The organism is Komagataeibacter oboediens, assembly GCF_003207815.1.
Classification (GTDB): domain Bacteria; phylum Pseudomonadota; class Alphaproteobacteria; order Acetobacterales; family Acetobacteraceae; genus Komagataeibacter; species Komagataeibacter oboediens.
On record NZ_NKTX01000001.1, the window covers coordinates 143,462 to 155,127 of the forward strand.

General features: G+C 60.8%; 9 protein-coding genes and 1 tRNA gene. 7 read left to right on the top strand and 3 right to left on the bottom strand.

Going from position 1 to position 11,666, the window contains the following annotated elements; all coding sequences use genetic code 11:
* The first annotated feature begins 20 nt into the window (after nucleotides 1–20).
* Nucleotides 21–1,310 (top strand): adenylosuccinate synthase, encoded by a 1,290-nt coding sequence (locus CFR80_RS00635; RefSeq protein WP_010513899.1) that lies wholly within the window; start codon nucleotides 21–23, stop codon nucleotides 1,308–1,310.
* 174 nt (nucleotides 1,311–1,484) lie between these two features.
* Here the strand turns inward: CFR80_RS00635 and rpoH are convergent, their stop codons facing one another.
* Both rpoH and CFR80_RS00645 read right to left on the bottom strand, forming a co-directional pair.
* Nucleotides 1,485–2,387: an RNA polymerase sigma factor RpoH gene (rpoH, locus tag CFR80_RS00640; protein ID WP_010513897.1), complete on the bottom strand. Its 903-nt coding sequence runs from the start codon at nucleotides 2,385–2,387 to the stop codon at nucleotides 1,485–1,487.
* Between the two features lie 243 nt (nucleotides 2,388–2,630).
* Complete coding sequence (locus CFR80_RS00645) at nucleotides 2,631–3,602, bottom strand: RluA family pseudouridine synthase (protein ID WP_010513896.1); 972 nt, start codon at nucleotides 3,600–3,602, stop codon at nucleotides 2,631–2,633.
* A gap of 48 nt (nucleotides 3,603–3,650) precedes the next feature.
* On the opposite strand from CFR80_RS00645, the gene CFR80_RS00650 reads away from it, so the two are divergent.
* Both CFR80_RS00650 and CFR80_RS00655 read left to right on the top strand, forming a co-directional pair.
* The gene (locus tag CFR80_RS00650; protein WP_010513895.1) at nucleotides 3,651–4,010 is read left to right on the top strand and encodes a hypothetical protein; all 360 of its coding nucleotides are present in this window, start codon (nucleotides 3,651–3,653) and stop codon (nucleotides 4,008–4,010) included.
* Between the two features lie 56 nt (nucleotides 4,011–4,066).
* A tRNA-Glu gene (locus tag CFR80_RS00655) sits at nucleotides 4,067–4,142 on the top strand.
* A 200-nt stretch (nucleotides 4,143–4,342) separates the two neighbouring features.
* On the opposite strand, the gene CFR80_RS00660 is transcribed toward CFR80_RS00655, so the two are convergent.
* On the bottom strand, nucleotides 4,343–4,681 hold the full coding sequence (locus CFR80_RS00660) for a hypothetical protein (RefSeq protein ID WP_010513894.1): 339 nt from the start codon (nucleotides 4,679–4,681) through the stop codon (nucleotides 4,343–4,345).
* Nucleotides 4,682–4,732: 51 nt separating this feature from the next.
* Here CFR80_RS00660 and CFR80_RS00665 point away from each other — a divergent pair, with 51 nt between their 5' ends.
* The 4 genes from CFR80_RS00665 to CFR80_RS00680 all read left to right on the top strand — a co-directional run bounded on the left by CFR80_RS00665 (nucleotide 4,733) and on the right by CFR80_RS00680 (nucleotide 11,648).
* Nucleotides 4,733–5,812: a glycosyl hydrolase family 8 gene (locus CFR80_RS00665; RefSeq protein WP_010513892.1), complete on the top strand. Its 1,080-nt coding sequence runs from the start codon at nucleotides 4,733–4,735 to the stop codon at nucleotides 5,810–5,812.
* Nucleotides 5,809–6,804, top strand: coding sequence for an endoglucanase (locus tag CFR80_RS20085; RefSeq protein WP_309146436.1), 996 nt, complete (start codon nucleotides 5,809–5,811; stop codon nucleotides 6,802–6,804). Before CFR80_RS00665 ends, CFR80_RS20085 begins: the two co-directional genes overlap by 4 nt.
* Nucleotides 6,805–6,994: 190 nt before the next feature.
* Entirely contained in the window at nucleotides 6,995–9,232 is a 2,238-nt protein-coding gene (bcsA, locus tag CFR80_RS00675; protein WP_010513890.1) for a UDP-forming cellulose synthase catalytic subunit, read from the top strand.
* A complete protein-coding gene (locus tag CFR80_RS00680) occupies nucleotides 9,219–11,648 on the top strand; it encodes a cellulose biosynthesis cyclic di-GMP-binding regulatory protein BcsB (RefSeq protein WP_232275638.1) in 2,430 nt (809 codons plus the stop codon). Before bcsA ends, CFR80_RS00680 begins: the two co-directional genes overlap by 14 nt.
* Nucleotides 11,649–11,666 lie beyond the last annotated feature (18 nt).

Genomic DNA, 11,666 nt, shown 5'->3' on the forward strand with positions numbered 1-11,666 from the left:
AGCATAGCAAGGAGCATGAAATGTCCAACGTCACCGTGATCGGCACCCAGTGGGGTGACGAGGGCAAGGGAAAGATTGTGGACTGGCTGGCCAGCCGGGCCGATGTGGTCGTGCGTTTCCAGGGTGGCCACAATGCGGGCCATACGCTGGTGGTGGGCGATCAGACCTACAAGCTGTCCCTGCTGCCGTCCGGGCTGGTGCGTGGCAAGATGGGCGTGATCGGCAACGGCGTGGTGGTTGACCCCGAGGCGCTGCTGAAGGAAATCGACCGCGTGACGGCGCAGGGCCTGAAGGTCACGCCCGAGACGCTGAAGATTGCTGAAAACGCGCCCCTTATCCTGCCCGTGCATGGCGCGCTGGACCGTGCGCGTGAAGCAGCGCGTGGCGACCGCAAGATCGGCACGACCGGCCGTGGCATCGGCCCGGCCTATGAGGACAAGGTGGCCCGTCGCGCCATCCGCCTGTGTGACCTGGCCGAGCCGGAAACGCTGGACTGGAAGCTGGACGAACTGCTGCTGCACCACAACACCCTGCTCAAGGGGCTTGGGGCGGATACGTTCACCAAGCAGGAACTGCTGGACTTCCTTAATGGCGTGGCGCCCCGCGTGCTGCCCTTCATGGCGCCGGTATGGGACCTGCTGGATGACAGCCGCCGCAGCGGGTCACGCATCCTGTTCGAAGGCGCACAGGCGGTGATGCTGGACGTGGATCACGGTACCTATCCGTTCGTGACCAGTTCCAACACCGTTGCCGCCAATGCGGGAACGGGTGCAGGCGTGGGGCCGACCAGCATCGGTTTCGTCCTGGGCATTGCCAAGGCGTACACCACCCGCGTGGGTGAGGGGCCGTTCCCCAGCGAACTGCATGACCAGATGGGTCGCACGCTGGGCGAACGCGGACATGAATTCGGCACGGTTACGGGGCGTCCGCGCCGCTGTGGCTGGTTCGACGCCGTGCTGGTGCGTAGGGCGGTGCGCGTTGGTGGCGTGAACGGCCTGGCGCTGACCAAGCTGGATGTGCTGGACGGTCTGGATGAAATCAGCATCTGCGTCGGTTATGAACTGGATGGCAAAAAGATCACGGCCTTCCCGTCGGCACCCGGCGCGCAGCAGCGTATCCGTCCGGTGTTCGAGACGATGGAAGGCTGGAAGGACAGCACCAAGGGCGCGCGTTCGTGGGCTGAACTGCCTGCGCAGGCCATCAAGTATGTCCGCCGGATCGAGGAACTGGTTGAAGCGCCGGTAACCCTGCTGTCCACCAGTCCCGAACGTGATGACACCATCCTGATGCGCGATCCGTTCGAAGACTGATTGCAAGGTCATAAAAGTTTTTGGGTGCCGCCTTTTTTCGAAAAGGCGGCGTTCTCTGAAGCGTTTTGAAAAAAGCTTCACCAAAAACGTTTCCATTAAGGCCGGTACAGACAAAAAGCCCCGCAACGCCAGAAGCGTGCGGGGCTTTTTTTTATCGGGAAGGCTGTCGGGTTGTCAGGCCTCGGCCTGTGCCGTGTGCTGCGCGCGACGGGAAGCGACTTCCGCCTTCATCGCGGTCTGAACCTTTTCAAAGGCACGGACCTCGATCTGGCGCACGCGTTCGCGTGAGATGTTGTAGACATGCGACAGCTCTTCCAGCGTCGCCGGTTCGTCCTTGAGCCGCCGTTCGGTCAGGATATGACGTTCACGGTCGTTCAGGGATTTCATGGCGTTGGCCAGAAGCGCCTGCCTGCCGGAATATTCCTCGCTCTGGGCAAGGGTTTCTTCCTGGTTGTCATTGTCATCAACCAGCCAGTCCTGCCATTCCCCTTCGCCATCCATGCGCAGCGGCGCATTCAGGCTGTGGTCGGGGGCGGCAAGCCTGCGGTTCATGTTCACCACGTCCTGTTCGGGCACGCCGAGGGACTGGGCGATCTTGTTGACCTGTTCAGGCTGCAGGTCACCGTCATCGATGGCCTGCATCTGTCCCTTGAGGCGACGCAGGTTGAAGAAAAGTTTTTTCTGCGCGGCGGTTGTGCCGATCTTCACCAGTGACCAGCTATGCAGGATGTATTCCTGTATCGCTGCACGGATCCACCACATGGCATATGTCGCCAGCCGGAAGCCACGGTCGGGGTCGAAGCGGCGGACCGCCTGCATCATCCCGATATTGCCTTCGCTGATCAGTTCACCCACCGGCAGGCCATAGCCACGATAGCCCATGGCGATCTTGGCGACGAGACGCAGGTGGGAAGTGACGAGTTTATGCGCGGCCTCGGTGTCGCCCTTGTCCTTCCAGCGGCGCGACAGGCGAAGCTCCTCCTCGGGGGAGAGCATGGGAAACTTGCGGATATCCCGAAGGTATTTGGACAGGTTGTTTTCGGGACCGGAAATAAGAGCAGAAGCAGAAGAGGCCATTGTAACGGACTCCTGTTCCAGAGGGACGGGACAGCTTTAATCCGGACTAACGTAACCGTTACCGGAAGGGTTGCATCGTCAACTCTGTTAGACGCACGACTGGACATCTCACGTCCCTGTATATGACCCCCGTCATGGGCAGTTTTATACAGGACGTCCAGTTAGCCTGGGGGCGTCGGCCCCGGCGAACAATCACCGAACATAGGCATGCTGGCCGGTTGTGTCAATGAATATGCCTGCAAATCAGGCAATACTGGACAGCAGGTGACGGAAGTCTTCCGGGGGGGCGGTCTCGAACAGCATCTCCTCACCGCTGCGCGGGTGGACAAAGCCCAGACGGCGGGCATGCAGCGCCTGGCGGGGAAAATCCAGCGCCGCGTCCTTTGCCACGGGGGGCAGGCTGCGTGACGCGGCCGGAATCCGGCGCAGGTAAACCGGATCGCCCACCAGCGCGTGTCCGGCATGGGCGAAGTGGACCCGGATCTGGTGGGTGCGTCCGGTCGCCAGCCTGCATTCCACATGGGCAAGGCCGCCATGGAAGGTGTCCAGTACGCGGTAATGGGTCAGCGCCATCTTGCCGCCACCATTGGCAATCACCGCCATGCGCTTGCGGTCGCGCCGGTCGCGCCCGATCGCACCATCGAACGATCCGCTGGCGGGCGAGGGAACGCCCCAGCAGATGGCCTGATACGCCCGGTCGATCCTGCGTTCGGCAAAGGCAAGGGAAAGCGCCTGATGCGCCATTTCGGTCTTGGCCGCGACCATGATGCCCGACGTGTCCTTATCCAGTCGGTGTACGATGCCCGGTCGCCGTTCGCCACCAATTCCGGTCAGCCCCTCGCCGCAATGGGCCAGCAGGGCGTTGACAAGGGTGCCGTCCTCGTTCCCTGGGGCCGGGTGCACGACCATGCCCGCGGGCTTGTCCAGCACGATCAGGTCGCGGTCCTCATATAATATGTCGAGGGCGATATCCTGCCCCTGCGGTGTGGCGGGGATTGCGGGGGGGATATGAATTTCATAACACATGCCTGCCCGCACGGGTTCCGCCGGGTCCCGCAGCGGGCTGCCATCGCGTAACAGATGGCCGCTTTCCATAAGGGACTTGACGCGTGAACGCGAAAGGCCTTCGACCACATTGGCAATGAAGCGGTCGGTGCGCTGGCCTGCGTCACCGGTGGTGGCGATGACAGGGGCAGGGGGGACAGTGTCATTCATGGCATGTGTCTATCGGAAAAAACGGTATTCGGGAACGGAAAGCACATAATGGAAAAACAGGGATCGCGCGCGCTGCTTGCGGCGGTGATCGGCATGGGAATCCTGCTGTTCATCGGCTCGCTGGCGCTGGTTGGCGTGCTGGTGCACCGGATGATGCACCCGGCCGCTCCCCACCCGGTTGCGGTGGCAGGCGCGACGGTACCGGCCCCCGTCATGGCGGGGCCGGGCGTGCAGGCAGGGGATCTGGTGGTGGAGGAAGCGCCGGGGACGCATGTGCAGTCCGTTACCGCTCGCCCCGATGGGCTGCTGGCGGTGGTGCTGACTGGTGGGGAAAGCGTAGACCGTGTGGTGCTATGGGATCCTGCCGGCCACCGTATCGTGGCGCGACTGGTTCTGGGGCGGTCCTGACCAATTCTTTCCTTGCATCCCCACGTGTGATCGCATAGAACGCGGCACCGGCCTTTGTCCCGTTCGTCTAGAGGCCTAGGACACCGCCCTCTCACGGCGGCAACACGGGTTCGAATCCCGTACGGGACGCCAGATTACTGGCTGTTTATACCATGGCCGCAGAACGAAAGCCCGCCGCAAGGCGGGTTTTTAGTATGTACTGGACAATTGTCCGCGTTATTTTCATTGAAAAGCAATCAATCTATGGCATGGCGCCGTTTTTCATATTAATATATAATAAAGGCATCTTATATATTTGCCGGGACGCTTTGTGAAAAAAGCATTGATTCATGTCAAATGGCACCGAAATTTAAAAATATTTTCCGTCTTTTAATTTTCGGATAGATGGCAGCATATTGGAACCCGGTCATTTTCCATATTTCTCTTTTGATTTCTGCAGGAATAATCAACGGGATTTTCTGGGGGAGCGTGCTGGCCCGACGTGATAAAAATGCAACTTCACCCCCTTTCCGGTCCGTCAGGGCGCTGGTGGCAGTTTCGCCATTGGGGGGGAAGGCGTTATGCTTCCTTTCCGTAATAAAGTCTGTCTCGTAGTAGCCATGTGTGGCTTGCAGGATGGAGGAGTTTGCGATTAAGGCGTCATGAGTGCGACCGGGCGGGGAGTTGAACACCGGTTTCCGCCTGTGGTTGCATCGGTTCTGATTTCTAGTGTGTGGTGATCAATGCTGTTGGATTTTATGAAGCTGCAGAAACATGTATCCGGGATGGGGCGTCGGTCCTTTCTGTCCGTCATGGCGGCTACCGGCAGCATTCCGTTCCTTTCGGCGGCTGAAGCAGGGGACGGCACGGCGGTGAATCAGCAGTGGGCCATTTTCCGCAGCAAGTATTTCCATCCCGACGGGCGCATTATCGATACCGGCAATAGCGGCGAATCCCACAGCGAGGGACAGGGTTACGGCATGCTGTTCGCCGCCGCGGCAGGCGACCAGACGGCGTTCGAGGCGATATGGGTCTGGGCGCGCAACAACCTTCAGCACAAGACCGATGCCCTGTTTTCCTGGCGTTACCTGGAGGGACATAACCCGCCGGTCGCGGACAAGAACAATGCCACCGACGGGGATCTGCTGATTGCCCTGGGCCTGGCACGCGCCGGGAAGCTTTGGAAGCGGGCGGACTATATTCAGGACGCTATAAACATCTACGCCGACGTGCTGAAGCACATGACCATGAAGGTCGGTCCCTATACGGTGCTGCTGCCCGGGGCAGTGGGATTCGTTACCAAGGACGCGGTGACCCTCAACCTGTCCTATTACGTCATGCCCTCCCTTCTGCAGGCGTTTGAGCTGTCAGGCGAATCCCAGTGGCAGACCGTGATCGAAAATGGCCTGCGCATCATTGGCAAGGCACAGTTCGGTGAATGGAAGCTGCCGCCGGACTGGCTGTCGATCAACCGGCAGACGGGTAATTTCTCCATCGCAAAGGGCTGGCCGCCGCGTTTCTCCTACGACGCGATTCGCGTGCCGCTTTACCTGTACTGGGCGCATATGCTGTCGCCGGAACTGCTGGCTGACTACACCCGGTTCTGGAACCATTTTGGCGCATCTGCCCTGCCGGGTTGGGTTGACCTGACAAATGGTTCGCGTTCGCCCTATAATGCGCCGCCCGGTTATCTGGCCGTTGCATCGTGTTCGGGTCTGGCATCGGCTGGCGAACTGCCCACGCTGGATAATGCGCCGGATTATTATTCCGCAGCGCTTACACTGCTGGTCTATATCGCCCGTGCCGAGGGAGGTGGGATGTGAGTTCAGCCGACAAGGAAGCAGGGACACCGGCGCCACACCGTAATGTGGACATGGACAATCCGCAGGATGTGTCCCGCATGCTTACGACTGGCTATGGTCTGAGCGGGGAAGGCTTTCATTACCATTCCTTCCGGTCCATCGTGCGGGACGCGCCCGTGGATGTCCCCGAAGAAACAGATCACGACGACACGCATGCCTACGCCGAAGAGCATTATGCCGAGCCGGAGTCGTACGAGCCGGCTCCAGCCGCTGCGCCTGCGCCGGAGTCTGAACCGCCTGTCGTCACGCCTGTAGCCATGCCTCCCATTGTGGAGGAAGCGCCGCCACCGCCACCGGCCCCGGTTGTGCCGGAAGCCGTGCATGTGCCGCAGCCGCCTGTTCAGCCCGCGCCGCCTGTCATGGAAACGGTCGCGCCGGAACCGCCGCCGCCGCCGCCGGAAACCGTGGTCTCACCCGCACCGCAGCCCAAGCCTGCCGCAACGACGCCGGATGTCGTGCAGTCGGGCGGGCGCGAACGGCGTGGCCTGCCGCCGTTTGTTGCGCCTGCTGCGCCGTCCGCGCCGCCGCGTCCGGCACCCGCGCAGTCTGCTCCCTTCACGGTTGAAGCCCCCGAGCCTGAGGTTGCTGCAACGGATGAGTGGGCCCCCGTGCCCAAGGCGCAGCAGCGCCGTGGACAGCGCCCGACCGGGCCTGGATTCTTTTTTGCCAAGGCAGGCGACCGGACCCAGATGGCCCGGCTGTTCCAGCCGACACCGGTGCCGATGCCCCGGCCTGTTTCCAAACCTGCTTCCAAGGTGACCACGATGACCAAGTTCGACAAGAATTCATGGAATGAAAGCGCGGGACGCCGCCCGGCGCCGACCGATAACTCCCCGACCCTGACCGAAGTGTTCATGACACTGGGGGGGCGGGCGACCGACCGTCTGATCCCCAAGCCGAGCCTGCGTGAGGCCCTGCTGCGCAAGCGTGAGGAAGAGAACGAGCAATCCTGATTCCGGCAGGCGTGACCGGTTATGATGGCAGGCCGGTCCGCCACGGGATACAGGGCAGGGGGCCTGGGCCCCGTATGACCCGCGTGCCATGCGGGCCGAAAGGCGACATGACGGACCAGATGCGTCTGACGGTTTTCTTTTGAACGTAACTATCTGTTTTATCAGTATTTATTAATCGGACGAGTTATTGATGTCAGAGGTTCAGTCGTCAGCGCCTGCGGAAAGCTGGTTCGGCCGCTTTTCCAACAAGATACTGTCACTGCGCGGTGCCAGCTATGTCGTTGGGGCGTTGGGGCTTTGCGCCCTGCTTGCCGCAACCATGGTTACGCTGTCGCTTAATGAACAGATGATTGTGGCATTAGTGTGTGTGGCGGTGTTTTTTATCGTCGGCCGCCGCAAAAGCCGTCGCACCCAGGTCTTTCTGGAAGTGCTGTCGGCGCTGGTGTCCCTGCGGTATCTGACGTGGCGGCTGACGGAAACGCTGGACTTTGATACCTGGACGCAGGGCATTCTGGGTGTCACGCTGCTGCTGGCGGAACTGTATGCGCTCTACATGCTGTTCCTCAGTTATTTCCAGACGATTTCCCCCCTGCATCGTGCGCCGCTGCCGCTGCCGGCCAATCCCGATGAGTGGCCCACGGTTGATATTTTCATCCCGACCTATGACGAAGCACTGAGCATCGTGCGTCTGACGGTGCTCGGGGCGCTGGGTATCGACTGGCCGCCCGACAAGGTGAACGTCTATATTCTGGATGACGGCAGGCGTGAGGAATTCGCCCGTTTTGCCGAGGCCTGTGGCGCGCGTTACATCGCCCGTCCCGATAACGCGCACGCCAAGGCCGGTAACCTGAACTACGCCATTAAACATACCACGGGCGATCACATCCTCATCCTGGACTGTGACCATATCCCGACGCGTGCTTTCCTGCAGATCTCCATGGGCTGGATGGTCAGCGATTCGAACATCGCCCTGCTGCAGACGCCGCATCACTTCTATTCCCCCGATCCGTTCCAGCGTAACCTGGCGGTGGGGTACCGCACCCCGCCCGAAGGCAATCTGTTCTATGGCGTCATTCAGGATGGTAACGACTTCTGGGATGCGACCTTCTTCTGCGGATCGTGCGCCATCCTGCGCCGTAAGGCGATTGAGGAAATCGGCGGCTTTGCAACCGAAACCGTGACAGAGGACGCCCATACCGCGCTGCGTATGCAGCGCAAGGGCTGGTCGACCGCCTACCTGCGCATTCCGCTGGCCAGTGGTCTGGCGACAGAACGTCTCATTACGCATATCGGGCAGCGTATGCGCTGGGCCCGTGGCATGATCCAGATTTTCCGCGTCGATAACCCGATGCTTGGCTCGGGTCTGAAGCTTGGGCAGCGTCTTTGCTACCTGTCGGCCATGACGTCGTTCTTCTTCGCCATTCCCCGCGTCATCTTCCTTGCATCCCCGCTGGCCTTCCTGTTCTTCAGCCAGAATATCATCGCGGCATCGCCGCTGGCGGTGGGGGTCTACGCCATCCCGCACATGTTCCATTCCATTGCGACTGCGGCGAAGGTCAACAAGGGCTGGCGGTATTCGTTCTGGAGTGAAGTGTACGAAACCGTCATGGCACTGTTCCTGGTGCGGGTGACCATCGTCACGATGCTGTTCCCCTCCAAGGGCAAGTTCAACGTGACGGAAAAAGGTGGTGTTCTGGAACGTGAGGAATTCGACCTCACCGCCACCTATCCGAATATTATTTTCGCCATCATCATGGCCCTCGGCCTGTTGCGTGGGCTATATGCGCTGATCTTCCAGCACCTGGACATCATTTCGGAACGTGCGTACGCGCTGAACTGCATCTGGTCGGTGATCAGTCTGATCATCCTGATGGCGGCAATCTCCGTGGGGCGTGAAACAAAGCAGCTGCGGCAGAGCCATCGTATCGAAGCCCAGATCCCCGTTACGGTTTATGATTACGATGGCAATTCGAGCCACGGCATTACCGAAGACGTCTCCATGGGCGGTGTGGCGATCCACCTGCCATGGCGTGAGGTTACTCCCGATCACCCTGTACAGGTCGTGATCCATGCCGTACTGGATGGCGAGGAGATGAACCTTCCGGCCACCATGATCCGCAGTGCCCAGGGCAAGGCGGTGTTTACGTGGTCGATCAGTAACATTCAGGTTGAGGCGGCCGTGGTCCGGTTTGTGTTCGGACGCGCCGATGCCTGGCTGCAGTGGAATAATTATGAGGATGACCGGCCGTTACGAAGCCTGTGGAGTCTGATCCTCAGCATCAAGGCACTGTTCCGCAGGAAGGGTCAGATGATTGCCCATAGTCGTCCCAAAAAGAAACCAATTGCACTGCCGGTTGAGCGTAGGGAGCCAACAACCAGCCAGGGTGGTCAGAAACAGGAAGGAAAGATCAGTCGTGCGGCCTCGTGATATGAAAATGGTGTCCCTGATCGCGCTGCTGGTTTTCGCAACGGGAGCGCAGGCTGCCCCGATTGCGTCCAAAGCGCCAGCCCACCAGCCTACGGGCAGTGATCTCCCCCCCCTGCCGGCAGCGGCACCGGTGGCGCCAGCGGCGCAACCTTCCGCACAGGCGGTTGATCCGGCATCAGCCGCGCCCGCGTCCGATGCGGGAAGCGCCAGCAATGCGGATGCGATACTGGATAATGCCGAAAATGCGGCAGGCGTCGGTACCGATGTTGCAACCGTCCATACCTATTCCCTTCAGGAACTGGGTGCGCAGAGTGCATTGACCATGCGCGGCGCCGCCCCGCTGCAGGGGTTGCAGTTCGGGATTCCGGCAGACCAGCTGGTGACATCGGCCCGACTGGTCGTGTCCGGGGCCATGTCGCCCAACCTCCAGCCCGACAACAGCGCGGTGACGATCACGCTGAACGAACAGTATATCGGCACGCTGCGTCCCGACCCGACGCATCCGGCGTTCGGGCCGCTGTCATTTGACATCAATCCGATTTTCTTTGTCAGCGGCAACCGCCTGAACTTCAACTTCGCTTCAGGTTCCAAAGGGTGCGCGGACCCGACCAACGGGCTGCAGTGGGCCAGCGTGTCTGAACATTCGCAGCTGCAGATCACGACCATTCCGCTTCCTCCCCGTCGTCAGCTGGCCCGTCTGCCCCAGCCGTTCTTTGATAAGACTGTAAGGCAGAAAGTCGTCATTCCGTTCGTCCTTGCACAGACATTTGATCCAGAAGTGCTCAAGGCTTCCGGCATCATCGCGTCGTGGTTCGGGCAGCAGACCGACTTCCGTGGGGTCAATTTCCCTGTCTTCTCCACCATTCCCCAGACCGGCAATGCCATTGTGGTCGGCGTGGCGGATGAACTGCCTGCAGCGCTGGGCCGCCCGTCCGTCAGTGGCCCCACCCTGATGGAGGTCGCCAACCCCTCCGATCCCAACGGCACGGTGCTGCTGGTGACGGGGCGTGACCGCGATGAAGTCATTACCGCCAGCAAAGGGATCGGCTTCGGGTCCAGCGCCCTGCCGGTCGCCAGCCGCATGGATGTGGCGCCGATTGATGTCGCCCCGCGTCTGGCCAATGACGCGCCGTCCTTCATTCCCACCAGCCGCCCGGTCCGGCTGGGTGAACTGGTGCCGGTCAGCGCCCTGCAGGGCGAAGGGTATACGCCGGGCGTGCTGTCGGTTCCGTTCCGCGTGTCGCCTGACCTCTATACGTGGCGTGACCGTCCGTACAAGCTGAACGTGCGTTTCCGCGCGCCGGATGGCCCGATCCTCGATGTGGCGCGTTCGCACTTGGATGTCGGCATCAACAATACCTACCTGCAGTCCTATTCACTGCGGGAGCAGAGCTCGGTTGTCGATCAGCTGCTGCATCGTGTTGGCGTGGGCACCCAGAATGCGGGCGTGGAGCAGCATACGCTGACCATTCCGCCGTGGATGGTGTTCGGTCAGGATCAGCTGCAGTTCTATTTTGACGCAGCCCCGCTGGCACAGCCCGGCTGCCGTCCCGGTCCGAGCCTGATCCACATGTCGGTCGATCCGGATTCGACCATTGACCTGTCCAATGCCTATCACATCACGCGCATGCCCAACCTGGCCTACATGGCCAGTGCGGGGTATCCGTTCACGACCTACGCCGACCTGTCGCGTTCGGCAGTGGTGCTGCCGGATCATCCCAATGGTACGGTGGTCAGCGCGTATCTCGACCTCATGGGCTTCATGGGGGCGACGACATGGTATCCCGTTTCGGGCGTTGATATCGTTTCGGCCGACCATGTCAGCGACGTGGCGGACCGGAACCTGATTGTCCTGTCCACCCTGTCCAACAGTGCGGATGTATCTGCCCTGCTGGCCAACTCGGCATACCAGATTTCGGATGGGCGGCTTCACATGGGGCTGCGTTCCACCCTGAGCGGCGTGTGGAACATCTTCCAGGATCCGATGTCGGTCATGAGCAACACGCACCCGACCGAGGTTGAAACCACGCTGAGCGGTGGCGTCGGCGCGATGGTGGAGGCGGAATCGCCATTGGCGTCCGGCCGCACCGTGCTGGCCCTGCTGTCGGGTGACGGGCAGGGGCTTGATAATCTGGTCCAGATCCTGGGGCAGCGTAAGAACCAGGCGAAAGTACAGGGTGATCTTGTGCTGGCGCATGGCGATGACCTGACATCCTACCGCAGTTCGCCGCTGTATACGGTTGGCACGGTGCCGCTGTGGCTGATTCCCGACTGGTATATGCATAACCATCCCTTCCGCGTGATCGTGGTCGGGCTGGTTGGCTGTCTGCTGGTGGCGGCTGTCCTGGTGCGTGCCCTGTTCCGCCACGCGATGTTCCGTCGCCGGCAGTTGCAGGAAGAAAGGCAGAAATCGTGATCATGAACAGACGATACG